The organism is Antrihabitans cavernicola, from assembly GCF_008297975.1.
GTDB lineage: Bacteria > Actinomycetota > Actinomycetes > Mycobacteriales > Mycobacteriaceae > Antrihabitans > Antrihabitans cavernicola.
Map to the genome: position 1 here is coordinate 60401 of NZ_VLNY01000007.1, position 22590 is coordinate 82990.

The following is a 22590-nucleotide window of genomic DNA, read 5'->3' on the forward strand; positions in this document are numbered from 1 at the left end:
CTTCGGTTGGCGTAAGGATGCCGCCCAACGGTACCGGAGCGTGGTGCGCGCGCGGGCCACGGGCGGTCTCGACCATCGAGACGCTGCGGGCTAGCTGAGACGCACGTCGGCGGTTGCCAGGCCGAAGATCTTCTTGCCGCCGGACTTCGCGGTCACCAGGATCTTCGCGGTACGTGTCTCGGGGTCGAGCGACTTCACTCGCCCGGTGTATTCGACCTCGCCTGCCTTGCCCGCTTCCACGATGGCGAAGCTGGACAACCGCGCGCCGAATCGCGTGATCGCGGCAGGATCGCCGAGCCACGACGAGACGTAGCCCGCGGCGATGCCGATGGTCAGCATGCCGTGCGCGATCACGTCGGGCAGTTTGGCGAGGCCGGCTACGTTCTCGTCCCAGTGAATCGGGTTACCGTCGCCGGAGACGCCCGAGTAGTTCACCAGGTCACCCCGGGTGATCCGCGTGACCACAGCCGGCAGCTCGTCGCCGACCGAAACATCTTCGAACGCAAGCGACTTGGTCTTCCGGTCGACGCTCACGGTCGACAACGTGGCTGCGACAGGAAACTTTCCCACGTCGGCTTCGTCGTAACTCGCGGCGGCTTCGCGCCGCGATTCGGCGTTCATCGCCTGCATCAACACGCCGTCGACCGCTTCGGTGATGCCCGCTTCCACTTCGTCGCTCGACACACCGACGACGGTGGTGTGCATGACGACCGCCACCTCGCCGGTGTCGTCGCTGAACGTGTTGGTGACCGTGATCAGGTCTTTGCCTGCGATGCGTCGGACCGAGGACAGTTCGACGTCGGTGATCAGCCGGTCGCCCGCGACCACCGGTTTGTGTACCTCGATCACCTGCTCGGTCTGGACGAACACGTCGTACTCGGTGATGACCTTCTCGAAGATGCGCCGGTTGGCGATCAACGCCGGAATCGACACGAACGTCAGCGTTCCGATCAGGCCGTCGAAGCCGAGTTCCTCCGCCGCCTGCTCGCTCGAGTGCGCAGGATTGCGATCCTGCACAGCTCGGGCGTATTCGCGAATCTTCTCGCGGCCCACTTCGTAGTAGTCGTCTATCCGGTAGTGGTAGCCCTCACGCGACTTCAGGTGCTCGCCATTGTCTGCGGTGACACCGTTGTCCACGGCCGTGTCAGTCATGGAACGACACAATAGTTCGACGGCGCAGACGTGCTGCTACACGCCACCCGCTCTCCCCGCCAGCGCCTCTGCGCGACGACGACGCTGCTCCACTGGGTCCGGCACCGGAACCGCCGCGACGAGGCGTTTGGTGTACTCCTGCGTCGGAGCGTGCAGGATCTGCGATCGCGTCCCTTCCTCGATCAGCGCACCGTTGCAGAGCACCGCGACCCGATCGGCGAGCAGGTCGACGACGGCGAGGTCGTGACTGATGAACAGGCACGCGAATTTGCACTCCTGCTGCAGCTGCTCGAAGAGTTCCAACACCTTCGCCTGCACCGACACGTCGAGTGCGCTGGTCGGTTCGTCGGCGACCAGCAGGTCGGGGTCGAGGGCCAATGCCCGTGCCAGACTGGCTCGTTGACGTTGCCCACCGGACAGCTCGTGCGGGTAGCGAGCTCTGGCCCCCTTGGGCAGTTGCACGTCGTCGAGCAGCTTCTCGACGCGATCGCGCAGGGCTTGGCCCTTGACGACCTTGTGCACGATCAGCGGTTCCGCAATGCATTCGCCGACCGTCAGGCGCGGGTTCATCGACGTCGCCGGATCTTGGAACACGAAGCCGAAGCGTCGGCGGATCGGCTTGAGCTGACGTTCGCGCAGGCCCGAAATATCTTGCCCGTGAATTTCAATGACGCCCGACGTCGGCTTCTGCAGCGCCGCGACGCACCGCCCGATGGTCGACTTTCCAGAGCCGGATTCACCGACCAATCCCAGCGTTTCACCGCTGGCGATGGTGATGCTCACGTTGTCGACGGCCTTGAAGTTCGGCCTACCGAGAGCGCCTGGAAACTCGACTGTCAGCCCGGACACCTCGAGAATTTGCTCTGCCGCCCCCGCGGCGACGGCGGGTCCGGAGTGCAGATCTCCTCCGGTGCCGAGGTGCGGGACCGCGGCGAGCAACGCCTTGGTGTAAGCCTGCTTCGGATGCGCGAAAAGCTCGTCGACGGGCGCGGTTTCGACGCAACGACCGTCCTTCATCACCACGACGCGGTCCGCCATGTCGGCCACCACCCCCATGTTGTGGGTGATCAAAACGATGGCACTGCCGATCCGATCTCGTAAGTCGCACAACAGGTCCAGGATCTCGGCCTGCACGGTGACATCGAGCGCGGTGGTCGGCTCGTCGGCGATGATCACCTTGGGTTCGCAGGCGATCGCGATGGCGATGACTACGCGCTGCTTCTGGCCGCCCGAGAGCTCGTGCGGATAGAAGTCGACCCGCTGCTCCGGGTCGGGTAGGCCGACCATGCGCAACAGTTCGACCGCTCGCGCTCGCGCATCCTTTTTCGACATCGAGGTGTGTGCCCGCAGCGCCTCGCCGATCTGAAAGCCCGCGGTGAACAACGGATCGAGTGCGCTGCCCGGTTCCTGGAACACCATCGATACCGCGCCGCCGCGCAACGCCGTCAGTTCGCGTTCGCTCATCGACGTGATCTTGTTGGTGCCCAACCGAACCAGGCCACGCACCTGTGCGGTCGGTGGCAGCAGACCCATCGCTGTACGCGAGCTGACCGACTTACCCGAACCCGATTCGCCGACGACGGCGAGGACCTCGCCGGGGAACACTTCGAACGACACATCCGATACGGCGTTGACCGGGCCGGCATCGGTAGCGAAGGTCACCGACAACGATTCGACCGACAGTGCGGGCTCTTTCGTCACGATCTCGGTCATGCCGCCTCCTCTGTCGCCGTCTCCTTGGATACCGTCTGCTTGGCTACCCGACGGGTACGGAGCAGCGGGTTGAGCACCTCGTTGAGGCTTTCGCCGACCAGGGTCATGCCGAGCACCACCAAGACGATGGCGACGCCGGGAAACACTCCGGTCCACCAGATTCCGTTGGACACATCGGCAAGTGCCTTGTTGAGGTCGTAGCCCCACTCCGATGCCGACGTCGGCTCGATACCGAAGCCGAGGAACCCGAGGCCCGCCAACGTCAGGATCGCTTCGGCGCCGTTGAGCGTGATGATCACCGGCAGCGACTGGGTGACGTTGGCCAGGATGTGCCGAAACAGAATCCGGGCTGTCGATGCGCCGGTGACCCGCGCGGCGTCGACGTACGGCTCCTGCTTCACCGACACAGTCGCGTTGCGAACCACCCGAAAGTACTGCGGGACAAAGATTGCCGTGATGGCGACCGCGGCGGACAGGACCCCGCCGAAGCTGCTGGAGTTGCCGCCCGCCACCACGATCGACACGACGATCGCGAGCAGTAAGGACGGAAACGCGTACATGGCATCCATGAACAGCACCAGAATCCGGTCCACCCAGCGACCCAGGTACCCCGAGATCAGGCCGAGCGGAACACCGACCAGCAGCGACAGCACCAGCGACATCGCAATGACGAGCAACGCCGTTCGCGCACCGTAGATCACGCGCGAGAACACGTCTTCGCCGCGAACGGAGGTGCCGAACCAGTGCTGGCCGGACGGTGCTTGTTGGCGAACGAAGTCGACTCCGTCGGCAGCGCTCTGCGAAAATCCGTACGGCGCAATCCATTGCGCGCACAGCGCGCAGATGACGAAGCCGGCGATCAGCACGAGGCCCAGAATCAGCGTCGCACGTTGCAGTCCCGACGTCATGGCGAACAGTCGCAGGCCGGGCAGACCGCGTTTGGGGGCGCGGTCGGCGGCGGTGGCCGCGGACGGTTCGTTGGCGAGTTGGGGAGCAGTCATGCCAGTACCTCGTTCATCAGAACCTCACCCGAGGATCGATGAGGGAGACGATGACGTCGACCAGGAAGCTCATCAGCGCGACGACGATCGCGAGGAATGCCACGATGCCTTGCACCGCAACGAAATCGCGGGCCGTCAGATACTGCGCGAGCTGATAGCCGAGCCCCTTCCACTCGAACGTCGTCTCGGTCAGCACCGCACCGCCGAGCATCATGGCGATGTACATGCCCATCACCGTGACCACCGGGATCAGCGCGTTGCGGAAGGCGTGGCGTCCGGTGACGACCCGGGTGGTGAGTCCACGAGCGCGAGCGGCTTCGACATATCCGCTGCGCAACGTCTGCAGCAGGTTGATACGCACCAGCCGCAGGAACACACCCGCGGTGAGCAGGCCCAGCGTCAGCGCGGGCAGTACCGCATGTTTGAGCACATCGCCGATGTAACCGACGTCGCCGTAGAGAAACGCGTCGACGATCATGATGTTGGTTTTCGGCGAAACATGTTGCAGCGCAAGCTCGACGTTGGTGCTGGCACGACCCGCGACGGGAAGCCAGCCGAGCTTGACGGCGAAGAAGAGCTTCAGCAGCAAGCCGACGAAGAATACGGGCGCTGCGTACGCGAGGATCGCGAACAGCCGCAAGCCTACGTCGGCAACCTTGTCCCGATGCGTCGCGGCGTAGCGCCCCAGCGGCACACCGACGATGAACGCGACGATCAGCGCCCACACCACCAGCTCGAGCGTTGCCGCACCGTTGGTGGCGATGACCTCGCTGATCTGTCGGTTGTCCTGCGAGCGACCGAAGTCACCATGGAGCAGGCCGGTCAGATAGTCCCAATACTGGCTGAGGATAGGACGATTGAGCCCAGCAGCTTCTTTGCGCTCGTTGATCTGTTCGGTGGTGAGACGACCACCCATGGCGGCGGTGATGGGATCGCCGACCACCCGCATCAGGAAGAACACCACCGTGACCAGAATCCAGGCGGTGGGCACGATCAGCAACAACCGGATTCCGAGATACCGGAGCAGCGCACTACGACGCGATCGTGCGCTCCCCCGGCGAACCGGCTGCTGATCGGAATCAGCAGCCGGCGCCGTCTCGCCCGGTGACAGGGCGGTCATACTCAGCCCTTGCTGAGCACGGTGTAGCGGAACTTGAACGACGCATCCAATGTGTCGTCCACACCCTGAACGTTCTTGGCCGCCACTGCGATCTGCTTACCGGCGAGCAGTGGCAGCATCGGAATGAAGTTCTGCGCCAACTGATCCTGGGTCTCCTTCAGGATCGCGTCGCGCTTGGTTCGGTCCGGTTCGGTGGTCTCCTTGACCAGCAGGTCGGTGATGACCGGATTCTCGAAGTGCGACTGCAAGAAGTTGTTCGGCGCGAAGAACGGCGTCAGGTAGTTGTCCGCGTCCGGGAAGTCCGGGAACCAGCCGAGCTGGTAGAGCGGGTACGCGTCCTGGGTGCGTTCCTTCTGATACGTGACCCACTCGGTGGACTGCAGGTTGACGTTGAACAGCCCGGTGCCGTCGAGCTGCGACTTGATGGCGGCGTACTCCTCGGAGCTGCTGCCGCCGTAGTGATCCGGGTTGTACTGCAGGCTCACCGGAACCGGGGTCGGGATGCCTGCGTCGGCCAGGAACTTGGCAGCAGCTTCCTTGTTGGGGGTTGCGCCGTAGATGTCCTTGTAGGACTCCACCGCACCGGGCACGCCCTGCGGGATGGACGAGTACGCCGGCGTATACGTGCCCTTGTATACGTCCCGCGACAACGCATCTCGGTCGACGGACGACGCGATCGCCTTGCGGACTGCCAGCTTCTGCTCCGGCGTGCCACCGGGCATGGTGTTGAGGTTGAAGACGATGTAACGCAGCTCGCCACCCGGGCCCTCATGGACGGTTACCTTGTCGTCCTTGCGCAGCGAGTCGATGTCGGTGGGGCTGTACGAGCGGAAGCCGACGTCGATCGAGTTGTTCTGCGTATCGAGCTTCAGGTTGTCTGCGCTGGCGTAGTACTTCACCGACACCTGCGGCGTCTTCGCCTTGCCGAGGATGCCCTTGTAATCAGGGTTCGCCTTGTATTCGACCAACCGGTTCTTGTCGTAGCTCTCGATGGTGAAGGGACCGGCGAAGGGCTTCGCCTTCACGATGTCGTTGTCGTCCATGATCTTGTCGGCGGGGAAGGACTTCTCGTCGACGATCGGCCCCGCGTTGGTTGCGAGCACCTGCGGGAAGGTCTGGTCGTTGGCGTTCTTGAGCGTGAATGCGACGGTCTTGTCGTCGACCACGTCGGTTTTGGCCAGCTGGGTCAGCAGCGAAGCCGGACCGTTGGGATCGTTGATCTTCAGAATCCGGTCGTAGGAGAACTTGACGCTGTTGGCCGTCAGCGGGTTGCCGTTGGCGAACTTCAGACCGTCCTTGAGTGTGCAGGTGTAAACGACGGGCTGCGTGAACTCGCACTTCTCGGCAGCGTCCGGCTTGGGCGTCGCATCGCCGGGCGCGAAGTTCATCAAGAACGGATACACCTGGTTCATCGGTGTGAACGAACCGTTGTCGTACGCACCTGCGGGATCGAGCGTGACGATCTTGTCGGTGGTACCGACGACGATCGAGTCACCGGAGCTGGCGTCGCCACCGTCGTCCGTGCGACCAGATCCACAACCTGCTGCCAACAACGCGGCAACCCCGACCACGCTGATCGCGGTCACTGTCCTCTTATTGCGTCTACCCGACCCGTGCATCGATATGCCTTTCAAATCTTCGAGTGGTGGCGATCGATCGAGAGCGATCGCGTGAATTTTCAACTGTGGGCACAGTACCGATGAACCGTTTCCGATACGTTGCATTCGCACAGGAAATTCGTTGTTTTTGGTCGCCTGACCTGATATCCCACACAAACGCACAAAAGCCCCGCATCGGTCCTGAAATATTTCGGACGATGCGAAGCCGTTGTGCGTAGTTGTCAGACGCGAACGGGTGTGCCGCGGTTGTTGGCGGGTATGGGTTCTCGGAATCGGTCTCGTCGTACGGGTGGGATGAACCACGGGTGACGATCCTCGCCCATGAACACGTCCCAGCCGCTGTGATGAATCATCCGGTGATGAAACCGGCAGAGCAGTACCAAATTATCCAAATCCGTCGGTCCGCCATCCGCCCAATGCTTGACATGATGCCCGTCGCACCACGACGGGGGGCGTCCGCAGCCAGGGAACGCGCACCCGTGATCCCGAGCCACCAACGCCCGCCGCAGTTTCCGCGAAATGACTTTGGTGGTTCTGCCGAGGTCGATCGGGGTGCCGTTCTCGTCCAACAAGATCGGTGACAGGGTGCAGTCACAGGCCAACCGGCGAACCGTGTCCACCGATAAGGGCCCCATCCAGGGCGTCCACCCGACATCGGTGGCGGCGAACATCTCGTCGTAGGCACCACGATCCGCTGGCGGCTTTTCGACGAGATCTTGGGCGTTGATGTGGACGTGCAGGTGCGGGCGTTCGTTGCCTTCGTCGGGCCCGCACGCGGCATCGTGGTAGCGGCGCAGCACCTCGGTCAACGCATCCGCGCGGCGTTGGGCTGGGGTGCGTCGGTCGGGTTCGGCATCGGAGTCGGGTCGTGGCTTCGACAACGGCGACAACGCGGAGAGCAGCATCTCCCCGGTCTCGGCATCCACATCACCCTTGAGCAGAACCCGCCCGTTGCTGGTGGGAGAGGCGAAGAACTCGTTGCGATCGACATCCTCGGCCGGTGGCGGATCATCGGTTTCGAAGACCTGCTTCAACTTCGCGACCGCACCGCGCAGCACCCGAGTATCCCGATCCTTCGCAGCATCCAACAGAAACTTCAGCGCGGCGGGTGCCGCCTCGGCAGGCATCGCCGCCGGGGGTCGTTCCATGAAATTGATCACCATCGCCGCATGATCGGCGCAGATATCGCCGCCTTCGAACGCCGCCCGCACCTCCGGACTGGAACGCAACGCGTCCGCGCGCCGTTCGATCCGAACCGCCTCACGCGTATTCAGCGAGGTGCTGCACGCCAACCACGCGGCGACACCCGTGTACCCGGACGGCACCGCACCGCGCTCGCCCATGTCGCTGATCAACCGATACCGCAACGCTTCGAGACCATGAATCGCTGAGCACACCTCGACGAGAGACGACGCCAACGCGTCGTCGGTCAGCTGCCACGACTCGCGGCTCACCGACCTGATCTCTTCGAGAATCTCCCCTAACCCCATATCGCAATTCTACTCGAATGTACGTTCGATAACAAGTGGAAATCTGCAGCTCACCGCGTATTTCGATGCCAATTTTTCGACGATTAGCGCACCGCTCAACCACGCTCGCATCGGTCGAGGTTGCGACTGTCACTGTCGAATAATTCGACAGTGCAGAGAGCGGGATTCAACGAACACACTTGCTCGCGTCGCGATCGAAGGTTCGTGTGCGGGCGGATCCCCGATTGAAAACCTATCGACGCAATCGTGCGCCGCCGAAATGCGCACTTGCTGTCGCAAACATCGGTTGCATCCGCCCGAGTAGAGCGCTCGATTTGTGCGCACTCGGCGCGAGAACAGGACCTACGGCCTGCTCAGCGCACTCACGTTGTCGCCGGAGGTCGTCTGCACGGTGGTCGAGCCGGAAACACCCTCGAGGATGTTCTTGCTGATCGCTTCGGTCGGCAGCTCGATCGGGTACTTTCCGTCGAAACATGCTGAGCACAAACGAGATCGAGGCTGCTCGGTCGCTGCGATCATGCCGTCGATGGAGATGTAGCCGAGGGTGTCGGCGCCGATCGAGCGGCGCACGCCTTCGAGCATCTCGTCGACCGTGTCGGCACCGTTGGCGATCAGCTCGGCGGGCGAGGCGAAGTCGATACCGTAGAAGCACGGCCACTTCACCGGCGGCGAGGCGATGCGCACGTGAATCTCCAATGCGCCTGCCTCCCTGAGCATTCGGATCAGGGCACGCTGGGTGTTACCGCGCACGATCGAGTCGTCGACCACGATCAGCCGCTTCCCGCGAATGACATCCTTCAGCGGATTGAGCTTCAGCCGGATACCCAGCTGGCGAATGGTCTGCGACGGCTGGATGAATGTGCGACCCACGTAGGCGTTCTTCATCAGACCCTGGCCGTACGGAATGCCCGAGCCCTGCGCGTAACCGACAGCAGCGGGAGTTCCGGATTCCGGAACCGGGATCACCAGGTCGCCGTCGGCCGGGTGCTCCTTGGCGAGCCGTCGTCCGATCTCGACGCGCGTGCCATGCACCGACCGACCGGAGATCACGCTGTCCGGGCGAGCGAGGTAGACGTACTCGAACACGCAGCCCTTGGGCTCCGGGTTCGCGAAATGGGCAGACCGAACGCCGTTGGCATCGATCGCCAGCAACTCGCCCGGTTCGATGTCTCGCACGAACGACGCGCCCACGATGTCGAGTGCAGCGGTCTCGCTCGCCACGACCCAGCCACGGTCGAGGCGACCCAAACACAAAGGCCGCACGCCATAGGGATCGCGTGCGGCATAGAGAGTGTGTTCGTCCATGAAGGTCAGACAGAAAGCGCCGCGCAGCGTCGGCAGCAACTTCATCGCGGCCTGCTCGATGGTGGTGTCCGCCGCCGCGTCGGCGAGCAGCGCCGTCATCAGGTCGGAGTCGGTGGTGCCTGCGCCTGCGCGGCGATCGTTCGCAACACCTGCGACGCGGGCGCGCTGTGCCAATTCGGCGGTGTTGACCAGGTTGCCGTTGTGACCGAGTGCCAATCCGCTCCCGACTGCCGTCGTCCGGAACACCGGCTGCGCGTTTTCCCACGTCGTCGAGCCCGTCGTGGAGTAGCGGCAATGTCCGACGGCGACATGCCCCGGCATCGCTGCCAGCGTCTGCTCGTCGAATACCTGGCTCACCAGGCCCAGATCCTTGAACACGAGGATCTGCGAACCGTCCGAAACGGCGATGCCCGCCGCTTCCTGTCCGCGATGCTGCAGCGCATACAGGCCGTAGTACGTGAGCTTGGCCACATCCTCACCGGGCGCCCAAACACCGAAGACTCCGCATTCTTCGCGGGGTTCGTTCTCGTCTTCGTCGGGTCGACGAGTCTCGAGAAGGTTTGGACTGTTGACCGACAGATCGGCTCGAGTCACGAGTGCTCCCTTTGCGGCTGGGTGAGGGGGGCACGGGCAAGTCTACGGGTGTTTTGCCGCGCCACATGACATCAACAGCCTGTGTGAGGCAAATCCATTCCCAACGTCACGAAAATCACACCGCTCGCTGCTAGCGTCACGTTTCGATGAGATACGAACGCAACGATTCGGCAGCCACCGGCAAAGTCCTGCGTACCCCACGATTCTGGCTCGCGCCGATGGTGGTCGTCGGCATCGTCATGGCGTTGTTGGCCACCCTCTATCTCGGCAGCATTCTCAATCCGGAGAAAAACCTGCACGACTTCCCCATCGCCCTCGTCAACCAGGACGAAGGCGAGACCGTGCCCGGACCCAACGGTGACCAACGCCAGAACTTCGGCGACCAGATCGCCGACGCCATGGCAGAGGGAATTCCGGCCGACAAGGTCGATCTGCGCCGAATCGGCATTTCCGAAGCGCAAGGCCTGCTCAGCAAGGGTTCCATCTACGGCGCGATCATCATCCCCAGCGACTTCACCAAACGGCTGGTGATCCTCGGCCAAGCAAGCGTGGTGCCCGGAGAGGTGGAAAGGCCCGCGATCACGGTGAACACCAATCCTCGGGTCGGCACCTTCGCGACGGGCATCGTGACGTCCATCGCCGATCAAGCACTGAGCAAGGTCAACGCGACGGTCGGCCAGAAGCTGCGAGCTCAGGTCGACGAAGCGCTGAAGGCCGGCCCACCGACACCGATCGCCGGCGCCAGCGCGCTCACCCTGTCCGAACCGGTCGAGATCCACACGGTGCCGTTCCGACCGCTCCCGGACGGCACAGGCAACGGCCTGTCGGCTTTCTACTACACCTTGCTGCTCCTGCTGGCCGGCTTCACCGGCGCGATGATCGTCAGCAATCTGGTCGATTCGATGCTCGGCTTCGCACCCACCGAGTACGGCCCGTGGTACATCACCCGTGAGTCCGTCGGTGTCTCCCGATTCCAGACGCTGCTGGTCAAGTGGGCGATCATGGTGATCCTCGGCCTACTGCTGTCCGCCATGTACATCGGGATCGCGAAGTGGCTCGGCATGCCGATCGACAACGGACTGCTGCTCTGGGAATTCGGCGCGTTCGCTATCGCCGCTGTCGGCGTCACCGCGTCGTCGATCATCGCAACGTTCGGCAGCGCAGGTCTGCTGGTCAATCTGATCGTGTTCGTGGTGCTCGGCCTACCGTCGTCCGGTGGGACGATCCCGATCGAGGCGATGCCGCACGCCTACGAGTGGTTGGCCAGATTCATTCCGATGCGCCAGGTGTTCGTCGGAGTGCACTCGATCCTGTACTTCGACGGAAACTTCGACTCGGGATTGCTCGAGGCGTTCTGGATGACGCTGCTGGGCTTGGGGATCGGACCGGTGCTCGGCTTCGTCGTCACGCGAATCTACGACCGCAAGGGCTTCACTCGCGGGAACACTCCAGCAGCGGTTTAGAAGACGCGGTCTAAAGGGGCACGATCGGCAACCAGTGCGCCACCTCTGACGCCCGACTTCCCGATGCGGTCAGTGTGCCGGACGCGACGGCATCGTCGAAGGTCAGGAGCCCGGTAGCCAACAGCAGCCACGTGCGCGGATCGGTTTCGACGACGTTGGGCGGGGTGCCCCGCGTATGACGCGGACCCGAAATACATTGCACGGCAACGAACGGCGGCACGCGCACCTCGACGGAATAGCCGGGCGCTGCCTGCGCCAGCGTTCGTGCCGATGCCCGCACCGCCGCAGCGATCTCGGCCCGCGCCGGTTTCGGCACACCCTCGTCCCGCACCCAATCGGCAACTGCCAGTATCGATTCCCGCAGTTGCGCGGCTGTCACCGCCATCACCAGCCTCCTCTTCCCGCAACCCGGGTTGCCACGGCACCACCGGCGTTGATGGCCAGATGCGCCAGCGCGGGCGCGATCACGCTGTTCGTCCGGCGTCGCAACCAGCCGAACACCAGTCCTGCAGCAGCGGTCACGACGACGGTGCCGATCACGTTGTCGCCGGCCGCTCGAGCTGGTTGAATGTGCCAGAGACCGAATACCGCTGCAGCAGCGGGTGTTCCGAGCATCGGATCCAGCGTCTTACGGAATACCACTTCCTCCGAATACACGGTTCCGACTGGGATGTGCACTAGGAGCCACTCGGTGAACGCGACATCCGAGTCGGCGGACCGGTCGGCAATAGTCCTGCGAAACCGCGGAACAGCGAGTGCCACGGCATAGCCTGCCGTCGGGACCAGCCCAGCAGCGATACCCCACCGCACACCCCGGGCAGTCAGTAGCGGTACCGGTTGGTTCAGCGCCAGCGCATAGGCCGTCGCGAACGTCGCGTTGGCCGCAGTCCTGCCTCGCATGCCCAGCCGCAGATTCGGCAGCACCAGGTTGCTCCACACCACCGGCGCCGCGGCCGCAACAACTCTCATTTCACTGCCTGCTCGTGGACATCCCAGGCGTCGAGTGCCAACCGAATCCGTTCGGAGAGTTGCGCATTCCAACCCGGCGGCGGCGCAACCGCCGCCCAACCGTCGAGCACCAATGTCCCGTAACGATGGCCGTGCCCGGCCTTGACTGCCTGCGCATTGGTCAGATCGGCTGCCACCTGCCAGAACGTGACGAACGGACGCCACGTCATCTGCGACGACACGTCCGATCCTCGCCGCTCCCGCAACCAGTCCGGCCGCGAGAAGATGAGGTCTGGTGACCACCAGACGATCGGATCCGACGGATGCTGCAGATATGCGATGCGAGGTTCCACCCATCGAGTGTCCGGTCGGGCGAGATCGCCCGAGTCACCGCCGAAGCGCACCACCAGCCCGTCCGCGTACACCGGCTCCACCTCCGGCGAACCGGGGTCACGACGCGAAACTATCTGCCCCCACAAACGATTGGAGTTGGGCGGGCCTACCCACAGGGCACCGTCTACCTGTTCGCGCAGTTCGTTCAGCCCGGTGAACGGCGCTTCCGACCCCTGGGAGCCCAGGCTTTCGCCGTAGACCAACAGCTTGGGGCGCAACGGTTCCGGGCGAGCGGCCCAATGTTCGTGCACCTTGTCGAACAGCAGCTCACCCGCCTGGGTTGCCTTGTTGCGGTCGGCGAGAAACGACAACACGCTGGGCAGATACGAGTACTGCGTCGCGACGATCGCCGAGTTGCCCCCGTACATCAATTCGATGGCGGCCGCAGCTGTCGAGTTGACCCACCCGGTACCGGTGGTGGTCACGACCACCATCACCTGCCTGTCGAAGGCTCCGGTTCGTTCCAACTCGGCGACAGCCAGCTCGGCCTGCGCTTCGGGGTCCGTCGCTGATTCCAACCCCGTGTACACCCGAATAGGTTCGCGCGCAGCACCTCCCGTGATCAGCCCGATCTGGGCAGCGTCGGGGCCCTGCGAAACGAACCAACGCCCTTCCGACCCCAACGTGTTCCATAGAACCAGCGAATCGGGGCTACCCGAGCGCTCGGCGCGCTGGGGGACGACGGCGGCCGGCGAAGTCTGGTCGTTGCGAACGCTGAACGCAGAGTTGGCCACCGCGAACAGGCCTTTCGACAGCACGCCGTTGTAGAGCGTCACCGCAACGGTGAACACGAGTACGGCACCGACCGTCGGCGCGAGCGACCGAGGAATCCGCCCCCACCGGTTCAACGGACGAGCCACCAGTCGTACCAGTGCACGCACCGTGCGAAACACTGCGACAACGCCAACCGCGACAAGGAAGCTCAGCCCGCCGGTTCGCAGGTACCCCGACGTGGTGGAGCCTTCCATACCCATCAGCGCGGACAGTTCGCGCTGCCAGCCCGCCGCCTGCACCAACATGATGCCCGCGCCGGCAACCACGCTGACCAGTACAGCCGCCTTCACCGCGGCGATCACCCAGGACGGTGGCGCTGGAATTGTCAGCCTCGGACGAATCAGCTTGCGGAACAACCATTCCAGGACACATCCGACGCCGTAGCCGAGCGCGGCGTTGATGCCGCTGATCAAGCCCTGGAACAGCCAGTCACGCGGCAACAGCGACGGCGTCACCGACCACGCGAAGAACAATCCCGCGACGATCAGCCCGACGAAATTCAGATCGGCCTCCCGCCACGCTCGCCGGAGCAGTACGAGAGCCATAGGCAGACTTCAGTCCGTTGTGTTTCCGAAGATCGACGGAAGTGTTGCCTCGAAGGTGGTGCGTAGCTCCGCGAGAGTCAGCTCGAACTGGCCCTGTACCTCCACCGATACGGAGCCCTGATCGACAACACCGATCTTGGTCCACGGCACCTCGCGCGCAGTGCACATGTTGGTGAATCGGGTCTCTTCGGTGCGCGGGACGGCAACCAGCACACGGCCCGACGACTCGGAGAACAATGTCACGAACGGATCGGCACCCTCGGGAATCAGAACGCGGCAACCGGTTTCACCCGCCAACGCAGCCTCGACCACGGCCTGCGCCAAACCACCTTCGGACAGGTCGTGCGCGGCGCTGATCATGCCGTCCCGCGATCCGGCCAGCAGAATCTCGGCAAGCAGCTGCTCGCGCGCGAGGTCGACCTTCGGCGGCACCCCGCCGAGATGGTCGTGCTCCACCTGCGCCCAGATCGATCCGTCGAATTCGTCGCGGGTCTCCCCGAGCAAGATCAAGGTCTCGCCGAGCTCGCGGCCGATGCCGGTCGGGATGCGACGGGCGACATCATCGATCACGCCGAGCACAGCGACCACCGGCGTCGGCAGAATCGGCGTCGAGCCCGTCTGGTTGTAGAAGCTGACGTTGCCGCCCGTCACCGGAATCCCCAGCGCCGCACAACCATCCGCGAGCCCACGGACGGCTTGCTGGAACTGCCACATCACTGCCGGATCTTCCGGCGAGCCGAAGTTGAGGCAGTTGCTGACCGCCTTGGGCGTCGAACCGGTGGTTGCGACGTTGCGGAACGCTTCCGCGAGCGCGAGCTGCGCACCCGCATACGGATCGAGCTTGGTGTAGCGGCCGGACGCATCGGTCGCCAATGCGATTCCGCGACCGGTCTTTTCGTCGATGCGGACGACTCCCGCGTCGGCATGCTCGGCGAGGACCGTGTTGCCGCGAACGTAGCGGTCGTACTGCTCGACGATCCAGCGCCTGCTGCACAACTGCGGGCTACCGATCATCTTCAGCAGCGTCGCCTTCAACTCGTCGGGCGTACCCGGACGCTGCAGTCCCGCAGAGGTGTCGGCGATCAACGCATCCTGATCGGCGGGGCGCTGGACGGGACGCTCGTAGACCGGGCCCTCGTGCGCGACTGTGCGCGGCGGCACGTCCACCACGGTCTCGCCGTGCCAATCGATGACGAGGTGTTCGCCGTCGGTCACTTCGCCGATCACCGTCGCGAGCACGTCCCACTTGTTGCATACAGCCATGAAGGCGTCGACGTTCTCCGGAGTCACGACGGCGCACATACGTTCCTGCGACTCGCTGGAGAGCACCTCGGCAGCGGTCATGCCGGTGGCGCGCATCGGAACCTGCTCCAGGTCGATGCGCATACCACCGTCACCTGCTGCGGCGAGTTCGGAAGTGGCGCAGGACAGCCCGGCACCGCCGAGGTCCTGAATCCCGACCACCAGTTTGGCCGCGTACAAATCGAGACAGCACTCGATGAGTACCTTCTCGGTGAAGGGGTCACCGACCTGGACGGCGGGGAGTTTTTTGGGGCGACCACCGTCGGACTCGTCGAAGGTCTCCGACGCCAGCACCGAAACGCCACCGATGCCGTCGAGCCCGGTGCGCGCACCGAACAGGATGATCTTGTTGCCCGCGCCCGACGCGAACGCCAGGTGCAGATCCTCGACCCGCATGACGCCCGCGCACAGCGCATTCACCAACGGATTGCCGGCGTAGGACGCGTCGAACACGGTTTCGCCGCCCACGTTGGGGAGGCCGAGCGAGTTGCCGTAGCCGCCGACGCCACGGACGATGCCGTCGACGACGCGTCGGGTGTCCGGTGCGTCGGCCGCACCGAATCGCAGCTGGTCCATCACGGCGATCGGGCGGGCACCCATGGCCATGATGTCGCGGACGATGCCGCCGACGCCCGTTGCAGCACCCTGGTAGGGCTCGACGTACGACGGGTGGTTGTGGCTCTCGACCTTGAACGTGACCGCCCAGCCGTCACCGACATCCACAACGCCCGCGTTCTCACCGATGCCGGCGAGCATGGAAGCCTTCATCTCGTCGGTCGTGGTCTCACCGAAGTAGCGCAGGTGCACCTTCGACGACTTGTACGAGCAGTGCTCGCTCCACATCACCGAATACATGGCCAGCTCGGCAGCCGTCGGCCTGCGACCGAGGATCTCCTTGATGCGGGCGTACTCGTCGTCCTTGAGCCCCAATTCCTTGTAGGGCTGTGCGGTGTCGGGCGAGGCTGCTGCGGCGGTGACGGTATCGACCTGCTGAGCTGACACTGGCGATGATGCCCTTCCCTGGGGGAGACGAGAGGCGAGATTCGCAGTTCAGTCTATCCGGCAGGCCACGCAGCCTTGCCTGCTGCCGAGCTACGACGACTCACAGCAAGTTCTCGAGTGGGCAATTCCTGCCGCGATCGAATAAGTTGCCTTCAGCAAGAGAACCGAATGGGAGTGCGTTGTGAGTACGTTTCGACGGGCCGGTGCCGGAATTGTGGCGCTCGGCGCAGTTTTGGCGCTCGGCACGGGCCTGAGCGCGGGTACCGCGTCGGCAGAGGGCAACTTCGTCACCTCGGTGTGTCACAGCGAGAACCCGTTCCCGTGGCAGCCCGCGTTCAACTATGTGCTCGACGTGCGCGCCGGCTACGGCTCCAACGCACCGTGGCCGCAGCAGTCGCTGATCTTCGTCAACGGCGTGTCGGACAACCGCAACATCGAGGTCGCGTTGAACCTGGCTCCCTACGCGGTGTCGACCCGCTTCGATTGGCACAACATCAACACCGACCAGCGCGGATCCACCACGTTCGACCAGACCCAGCCGATCCCGACCGTCCGGGCGACCGTCGCTCCCGGGCCGGGACGTATCGAGTTCACCTCGACGCAGACCACGGGCGCGCTCTTCAGTTTCCTGAACCCGCAGATCAGTGTGTGCAAGGGAGTGCTCGACGTCCCGGCACCGCCGCGTCGCACCCGCTGAGTCGATGGTTATGCAGGCATCGGCCGCGTGATTCCGCCCGAGAGGCGCGCTGCATAACCATCAACTCGACGATCTACTTCGCGTCGAGCGGCAGCAGAATGTCCTTGACGCGCGGATCGGTGGCCAAGAACTGCTGCACCTCGGGGTCCTTGAAGGCCGAGACGAGCTTCTTGATGTTGTCGGCATCGGCCCACTTGCTACCGATGGTCAGCTGCCCGGCGAACTCGTCCGGTGCAGGCGGGGCGAAGATCTGCTTCTGCAGCGGAATGTTCGCGGCGAGGTAGTACTCGGTGTAGCCGACGGCGGCATCGAGGTCGGGCAGCGCGCGCGACTGAGCGGCGAAGTCGAGCAAGCTGAACTTCAGATTCTTCGGATTGCCGACGATGTCCTTCTGCGTTGCCTTGGACTTGTCGATCTTCGGGTCGAGCTGGATCAGCCCGGCACGCTCGAGCACCCATAGTCCCTGCGACTCGTTCGCTGGATCGGAGTACAGCGACACCGTTGCGCCGTCCGGCAATTGCGACGGGTTGCTGTACTTGTCCGACCACAGGCCGAAGCCCCAGCGGAAGACCGGCGTTGCCGCGGCTTCGCGGAAGTCGGGGTTGGCCTCGAGCACCTGCCCCAGCCACAGCTTGTGCTGATAGACCGTGGCCGCAACTTCACCATCGCTCACTGCGCGGTTGATGGTGTTGCTGTCGGCGAGGCCGCGGAACCCGACCTTGATGCCGTACTTCGGCGCGACCTTGTCGGCGACGAAATTCACCAGCGCCTGTTCCGAGGCATTCCCCTCGGCGGTGGCGACAACCAAAGTGGCGCCTGCGATTTCGTTCGCCGACTGCTTGTCGTCGAAGAATGCAAACCGCACGACCGCGGCGATCGCGATGACAACAACCACCAGCCCGACGATCCACGGCAGCTTGCGCCGCTTCTTCAATTCGAAACCGTGATCGCCGACGTCGTCGGCCTTGTCCTGGGTGGGGGTAGCGGTCATCGTCGTGTCTCTCTGTGTGGGGTGGGACTGTCGAGGGGTTGCTCAGGCAGCGACGCGGGCGCGACTGTTTTTGGCGCGACTGTGCGGGGTGGTGAAGCGGACCAGCGCATCGCCGATCAGCTGGACGACGGCGACGGTGGCAACCAGGATCACGATGGTTGCGATCATCACCGTGTGATCGAAGCGTTGGTAGCCGTATGTGACTGCGACATAGCCGATTCCGCCGGCACCGATCGTTCCGGCAATTGCCGAGTATTCGATCATCGCGATGGTGTTGATGGTCAGGCCACCGATGATCGACGGCACTGCCTCACTGAGTTGGGCCGTCCAGACGATCTGCGCGGTCGATCCACCGGATGCGCGCGCAACCGCAACGACCGACGGCGGCACCGATCGCAGTGAGTTTTCGACGATGCGAGTGAAAAATGCTATGCCCGCCAACGACATCGGGACCACCGCAGCAGGTATTCCGATGTTGGTGCCGGTGATCCACCGTGTGAACGGCATGATCGACGCCATCAGGATCAGGAACGGCAGTGACCGGCCGACGCTGACGATCCAGCTCACCGGCGTGTGCAACGCGGGGTTCTCGAATAGCCCGCCCGGCGCGAGATTGTGCAAGGTGGCGCCCAGCGGAACACCCACCAGCACAACGATCGTCATGACGATCCCTACCATGATCAGGGTGTCGACGAAGGCGGGGAGAAGCAGGGCGGGGAGATCCGAGATCGGAACCTTGTTACTCATGCGACGACCTCGAGCTCGCGTGCGGCATTATGCGACGACGTCTGCAGACCGAACCGCGCCAGGGCGGCAGGCACCCGGCCCGAAACATTCTCTGCGACACCGATGGTGACGCTTCCGACACTCACACCGCCGACCACCTGAACCGACGCGCCCAGCAGCGCGACCGGGGTGCCGAGTTCGTCGGCGACTCTCCCGATCCAGTCGGCGGGCACATCGGGCGAGTCGTAGGTGGCGACCCACACCGCGTCGCCGGGCTTGGCTGCACCGTCGAGGCGCTGCGGCTGCAGGTCACGCCCCAGCGCCGACGAATGATCGGTCAAAAGGTCTACCAGTCGGCCACTTTCGACGATGCGGCCGCGGTCGAGACGTGCCACCGAGTCGGCGATCTCCAGCACCGTGTTCATCTCGTGGGTGATGAACACGATCGCGAGATTCAAGTCGTCACGCAGTTCGCGAAGCAGTGACACCACCGACGACGTGGTGTGCGGATCGAGGCCGGATGTCGCTTCGTCGGACAGCAACACAGCAGGTCGTAGCGCCAATGCGCGCGCAATACCTACGCGCTGCCGTTGGCCACCGGAGAGCTGAAACGGATACGCGTCGGCACGTTCGGTCAGGCCGACGCGGTCCAGTAGTTCCTGCACACGACGCGTCGCCTCGCCTTTGGTGACGCCGAGATACTCCAGCGGAAGGGCGATGTTTTCGGCGGCGGTGCGTCGGGACAGGAGACTCGACGACTGAAACACCGTCCCGATCCGGCGGCGCGCGACCCGAAGTTGCTTGTGGCTCAACCGCGTCAGGTCCTCGCCGTTGACGACGACCGATCCGCTGGTCGGGCGCTCGAGCAGGTTGATGCACTGCGCAAGTGTGCTCTTACCCGCACCGCTCGGCCCGACGACGGCGAAGATCTCGCCGGAGTCGACGCCGAAGTTGAGGCCGTCCAGTACGACGGTGTCGCCGTAGGCCTTGGTCAGGTCGTTCACTTCGATCATCGGTTTGCCTTCTTCGCATGCAGGCACCGCCGCAGAGAGCAGCAGTGTCGCCGCGGAGCGTGTCAGAGAACCGATGTCGCACAACAGGCTTCGACTCACGCTGAGTCGATAGCGCTGCTAAACGTCTAGCTCGGGGTGAGGAACGCGCCCAACGCATTCGCATACGACGCGACGTCGTCGGCGCCCATGAGTTCGCGTGCCGAGTGCATGGCCAGCTGCGCGGCACCGACGTCGACCGTCGACAACCCGGTACGCGCCGCGGTGATGGGGCCGATCGTGGAACCGCACGGCAGATCGGCTCGATGAACGTAGCGCTGCAACGGCACTCCCGCCTGATCACAAGCAAGCGCGAAGGCGCCTGCGCCCGCGGCGTCGGTGGCGTAGCGCAGGTTCTGATTCACCTTGAGCACCGGACCGCCGTTGACCTGGATCCGATGTGCGGGCTCGTGCCGCTCCCAATAGTTCGGGTGAGTGGCGTGCGCCATGTCGCCGGATGCACAGATCGAACCGGCCATCGTGCGCAAGAAGTCTTCGCGACCGCCGCCGCGCCCCAACACGATTCGCTCCAGCACCGACCCGAGCAGATCGGACTGGGCACCACGATCGGACGTGCTGCCGACCTCTTCGTGATCGAACAACGCGAGTACCGGAATCGCGGATCCGGGCTCGGCCGCAGCGGCCAGCAGCGCCTGAGTCCCTGTGTAGCAGGTTCCTTGATTGTCGAGTCGTGGCGCGCTGACCAACTCGGACCGCGACCCGATCAGCCCGCTGGGCGCGAGATCGTGCGTCATCAATTCCCAGCCGAGCACTGCGTCGGCATCGACGTCCACCTCGTCGGCGAGGAATCCGATGAACGACCGCGGTGACTCCCCCACTCCCCACACAGCGTTGACGTGCCGCTGCGGATCGAGATGCACGCCCTTGCGGTCTTCGGACAGGTGAATCGCCAGCTGCGGGACTCGCAGAATGGGTCGGTCGATGCGAACCAGTTTCTCGCGCAACCCATTTCCGTCACGCACGCTCAATCGGCCGGAGATACCGAGATCGCGATCGAGCCACGAGTTCAGCCACGCGCCACCGTACGGTTCCAAGCCCAGCAATTGCCAGCCTGCGGACGCCAGGTCGGGATGTTGCTTGACCCGCAGGTTGGGGCTGTCGGTGTGCCCGCCGACGATGCGGAAAGCCGCATCCGGAGCTGCGCCCTCCGTGCTCCACGCGATCAGCGAACCACCACGGATCAGGAAGTAGCGTCCCTGCTCCTTCGGCCACGCGTCGGCTTCGGAGAGTTGGGCGAAGCCCGCCGCACCAAGTTGCGTTGCGACAGTCGCGCAGACGTGGAACGGCGACGGTGACGCATCGACGAAGGTGCACAATCCGGCGGCAGTTGCATCGGTAGGCATGGGATCGATACTAGAGATCCGCCAGTTTCGCCAAGAGCAAGGTCTCGGCCAGACACACCTTTTCGAACTCCGACCAGTGCAATCCTTCGTTCGCACCGTGGGCGCGAGTATCGGGATCCTCGACGCCGGTCACCAGGATCGACGCCGACGGAAACGCATCGTGGAACTCGCCGATGAACGGGATGGATCCACCGATGCCCATGTCGACGGGCGCGGTGCCCCATGCTTCGCGGAATGCGGATCGCGCTGCGTCGTATGCCGGTCCGGTGGCGTCGATGGCATAGGGCTGGCCTGTTTCACCGCGAGTCACGGTCACCTTCGCTCCCCACGGCGCGTGGGATTCGAGGTGCTCGACGAGGGCGTCGAGCGCAGCAGACGCATCCTGTCCAGGCGCGACGCGCATACTCACCTTGGCTTTGGCGTTGGGTACCAACGTGTTCGACGCACCCGTCGCAGCGGGGCAATCGATGCCGAGGACGGCAATCGCAGGCTTGACCCACATCCGCTCGACGATCGAGCCGGAGCCGATCAGCGAAACCCCTTCCAGCAAGCCCGATTCCGCGCGCACTCGATCTTCGGGGTAGTCCAGGTCGGCTGCCGTGCCGCTGGTGACACCGGCTACGGCGACGTTACCCTCGTCGTCGTGCAGGGTCGCGAGCAGCCGCGCGAGGCTGGTCAGCGCGTCCGGCGCCACACCGCCCCAAATGCCCGAGTGCACAGCATGTTCGAGCGTGCTGACGGTGACCTCGCAGTCGGCAAGACCGCGCAACGAAACGGTCAGTGCGGGAACACCGATATCCCAGTTGGTGGAATCGGCGATGACGATGACGTCGCAACTGAGCCTGTCGCCGTACTTCGCCAGCAGCGCGGACAACGAGGGCGAACCCGATTCCTCCTCGCCTTCGACGAACACCGTCACACCCACCGGTGGCGTGCCACCATGTGCCCGGAAAGCGGCGAGGTGCGCGGCAATGCCCGCTTTGTCGTCGGCAGCTCCGCGTCCGTAGAGCCGTTCGCCGCGCTGGGTCGCAACGAACGGCTCTGTGTCCCAAAGCTTGTGATCACCTTCGGGCTGGACGTCGTGGTGCGCGTACAGCAGTACCGTCGGCGCACCATCCGGCGCCGGATAGTGCGCGATCACGGCAGGCGCACCACCTTCGGCAACAATCTCCACCTCGGGAAACCCAGCTCCACGAAGCAGATCGGCCACGGCCTCGGCACTTCGATGTACCTGATCGCGGCGGGCCGGATCGGCCCACACGGACTCGATGCGCACGAGTGATTCGAGGTCGGCTCGAACACCTGGTAGGACGGCACGGACGGAGTCGGCGAGATCGGTCAT

18 protein-coding genes are annotated in these 22590 nt (G+C 64.2%); 2 read left to right on the plus strand and 16 right to left on the minus strand.

The genetic code is table 11. The annotated features are described in order from the left end of the window. Nucleotides 1-90 precede the first annotated feature (90 nt). From FOY51_RS15865 to purF, 7 genes are all read right to left on the minus strand, one after another. Nucleotides 91-1152, minus strand: coding sequence for a fused (3R)-hydroxyacyl-ACP dehydratase subunits HadA/HadB (locus FOY51_RS15865; RefSeq protein ID WP_149431232.1), 1062 nt, complete (start codon nt 1150-1152; stop codon nt 91-93). 36 nt (nt 1153-1188) lie between these two features. Beyond that, a complete protein-coding gene (locus FOY51_RS15870; protein ID WP_149431233.1) occupies nt 1189-2865 on the minus strand; it encodes an ABC transporter ATP-binding protein in 1677 nt (558 codons plus the stop codon). Further along, on the minus strand, nt 2862-3773 hold the full coding sequence (locus FOY51_RS15875) for an ABC transporter permease (protein WP_149431444.1): 912 nt from the start codon (nt 3771-3773) through the stop codon (nt 2862-2864). Before FOY51_RS15875 ends, FOY51_RS15870 begins: the two co-directional genes overlap by 4 nt. A gap of 109 nt (nt 3774-3882) precedes the next feature. After that, nucleotides 3883-4986, minus strand: coding sequence for an ABC transporter permease (locus tag FOY51_RS15880; protein WP_149431234.1), 1104 nt, complete (start codon nt 4984-4986; stop codon nt 3883-3885). A 2-nt stretch (nt 4987-4988) separates the two neighbouring features. Then, on the minus strand, nt 4989-6605 hold the full coding sequence (locus FOY51_RS15885; RefSeq protein ID WP_149431445.1) for an ABC transporter substrate-binding protein: 1617 nt from the start codon (nt 6603-6605) through the stop codon (nt 4989-4991). 221 nt (nt 6606-6826) lie between these two features. Beyond that, entirely contained in the window at nt 6827-8095 is a 1269-nt protein-coding gene (locus FOY51_RS15890) for an HNH endonuclease signature motif containing protein (RefSeq protein ID WP_149431235.1), read from the minus strand. Between the two features lie 342 nt (nt 8096-8437). Then, a complete protein-coding gene (gene purF, locus FOY51_RS15895; RefSeq protein WP_149431236.1) occupies nt 8438-9994 on the minus strand; it encodes an amidophosphoribosyltransferase in 1557 nt (518 codons plus the stop codon). A 146-nt stretch (nt 9995-10140) separates the two neighbouring features. On the opposite strand from purF, the gene FOY51_RS15900 reads away from it, so the two are divergent. Continuing rightward, nucleotides 10141-11457 carry a DUF3533 domain-containing protein gene (locus FOY51_RS15900; protein ID WP_149431237.1) on the plus strand — a complete coding sequence of 439 codons (1317 nt, stop codon included), beginning with the start codon at nt 10141-10143 and terminating at the stop codon, nt 11455-11457. Nucleotides 11458-11467: 10 nt separating this feature from the next. Here FOY51_RS15900 and FOY51_RS15905 read toward each other — a convergent pair whose 3' ends face one another. From FOY51_RS15905 to purL, 4 genes are read right to left on the minus strand one after another with little or no spacing between them, the layout of a single operon-like run. Then, nucleotides 11468-11842, minus strand: a complete 375-nt coding sequence (locus FOY51_RS15905; protein ID WP_149431238.1) for a sterol carrier family protein — start codon at nt 11840-11842, stop codon at nt 11468-11470. Continuing rightward, nucleotides 11842-12426, minus strand: a complete 585-nt coding sequence (locus FOY51_RS15910) for a CPBP family intramembrane glutamic endopeptidase (RefSeq protein WP_149431239.1) — start codon at nt 12424-12426, stop codon at nt 11842-11844. The genes FOY51_RS15905 and FOY51_RS15910 overlap by 1 nt, the downstream gene beginning before the upstream one ends. Beyond that, nucleotides 12423-14117 carry an alpha/beta hydrolase gene (locus FOY51_RS15915; protein ID WP_149431240.1) on the minus strand — a complete coding sequence of 565 codons (1695 nt, stop codon included), beginning with the start codon at nt 14115-14117 and terminating at the stop codon, nt 12423-12425. Before FOY51_RS15915 ends, FOY51_RS15910 begins: the two co-directional genes overlap by 4 nt. Before the next feature lie 9 nt (nt 14118-14126). Further along, the gene (gene purL / locus FOY51_RS15920; protein ID WP_149431241.1) at nt 14127-16421 is read right to left on the minus strand and encodes a phosphoribosylformylglycinamidine synthase subunit PurL; all 2295 of its coding nucleotides are present in this window, start codon (nt 16419-16421) and stop codon (nt 14127-14129) included. Between the two features lie 181 nt (nt 16422-16602). Here purL and FOY51_RS15925 point away from each other — a divergent pair, with 181 nt between their 5' ends. Continuing rightward, complete coding sequence (locus tag FOY51_RS15925) at nt 16603-17118, plus strand: hypothetical protein (protein ID WP_149431242.1); 516 nt, start codon at nt 16603-16605, stop codon at nt 17116-17118. Between the two features lie 73 nt (nt 17119-17191). On the opposite strand, the gene FOY51_RS15930 is transcribed toward FOY51_RS15925, so the two are convergent. From FOY51_RS15930 to FOY51_RS15950, 5 genes are all read right to left on the minus strand, one after another. Next, the gene (locus FOY51_RS15930; RefSeq protein WP_149431243.1) at nt 17192-18109 is read right to left on the minus strand and encodes a MetQ/NlpA family ABC transporter substrate-binding protein; all 918 of its coding nucleotides are present in this window, start codon (nt 18107-18109) and stop codon (nt 17192-17194) included. 42 nt (nt 18110-18151) lie between these two features. After that, nucleotides 18152-18856: a methionine ABC transporter permease gene (locus FOY51_RS15935; RefSeq protein ID WP_149431244.1), complete on the minus strand. Its 705-nt coding sequence runs from the start codon at nt 18854-18856 to the stop codon at nt 18152-18154. Further along, nucleotides 18853-19848, minus strand: coding sequence for a methionine ABC transporter ATP-binding protein (locus tag FOY51_RS15940; RefSeq protein ID WP_149431446.1), 996 nt, complete (start codon nt 19846-19848; stop codon nt 18853-18855). The genes FOY51_RS15935 and FOY51_RS15940 overlap by 4 nt, the downstream gene beginning before the upstream one ends. A 125-nt stretch (nt 19849-19973) precedes the next feature. After that, nucleotides 19974-21248, minus strand: a complete 1275-nt coding sequence (locus FOY51_RS15945; RefSeq protein ID WP_149431245.1) for a M18 family aminopeptidase — start codon at nt 21246-21248, stop codon at nt 19974-19976. A gap of 10 nt (nt 21249-21258) precedes the next feature. Beyond that, a complete protein-coding gene (locus FOY51_RS15950; RefSeq protein WP_149431246.1) occupies nt 21259-22590 on the minus strand; it encodes a dipeptidase in 1332 nt (443 codons plus the stop codon).

Coding starts and splice junctions, on each gene's coding strand:
- FOY51_RS15865 (WP_149431232.1), bottom strand. CDS start 1,152: ATGACTGACACGGCCGTGGACAACGGTGTCACCGCAGACAATGGCGAG.
- FOY51_RS15870 (WP_149431233.1), bottom strand. CDS start 2,865: ATGACCGAGATCGTGACGAAAGAGCCCGCACTGTCGGTCGAATCGTTG.
- FOY51_RS15875 (WP_149431444.1), bottom strand. CDS start 3,773: ATGACGTCGGGACTGCAACGTGCGACGCTGATTCTGGGCCTCGTGCTG.
- FOY51_RS15880 (WP_149431234.1), bottom strand. CDS start 4,986: ATGACCGCCCTGTCACCGGGCGAGACGGCGCCGGCTGCTGATTCCGAT.
- FOY51_RS15885 (WP_149431445.1), bottom strand. CDS start 6,605: ATGCACGGGTCGGGTAGACGCAATAAGAGGACAGTGACCGCGATCAGC.
- FOY51_RS15890 (WP_149431235.1), bottom strand. CDS start 8,095: ATGGGGTTAGGGGAGATTCTCGAAGAGATCAGGTCGGTGAGCCGCGAG.
- FOY51_RS15900 (WP_149431237.1), top strand. CDS start 10,141: ATGAGATACGAACGCAACGATTCGGCAGCCACCGGCAAAGTCCTGCGT.
- FOY51_RS15905 (WP_149431238.1), bottom strand. CDS start 11,842: ATGGCGGTGACAGCCGCGCAACTGCGGGAATCGATACTGGCAGTTGCC.
- FOY51_RS15910 (WP_149431239.1), bottom strand. CDS start 12,426: ATGAGAGTTGTTGCGGCCGCGGCGCCGGTGGTGTGGAGCAACCTGGTG.
- FOY51_RS15915 (WP_149431240.1), bottom strand. CDS start 14,117: ATGGCTCTCGTACTGCTCCGGCGAGCGTGGCGGGAGGCCGATCTGAAT.
- FOY51_RS15930 (WP_149431243.1), bottom strand. CDS start 18,109: ATGACCGCTACCCCCACCCAGGACAAGGCCGACGACGTCGGCGATCAC.
- FOY51_RS15935 (WP_149431244.1), bottom strand. CDS start 18,856: ATGAGTAACAAGGTTCCGATCTCGGATCTCCCCGCCCTGCTTCTCCCC.
- FOY51_RS15940 (WP_149431446.1), bottom strand. CDS start 19,848: ATGATCGAAGTGAACGACCTGACCAAGGCCTACGGCGACACCGTCGTA.
- FOY51_RS15945 (WP_149431245.1), bottom strand. CDS start 21,248: ATGCCTACCGATGCAACTGCCGCCGGATTGTGCACCTTCGTCGATGCG.
- FOY51_RS15950 (WP_149431246.1), bottom strand. CDS start 22,590: ATGACCGATCTCGCCGACTCCGTCCGTGCCGTCCTACCAGGTGTTCGA.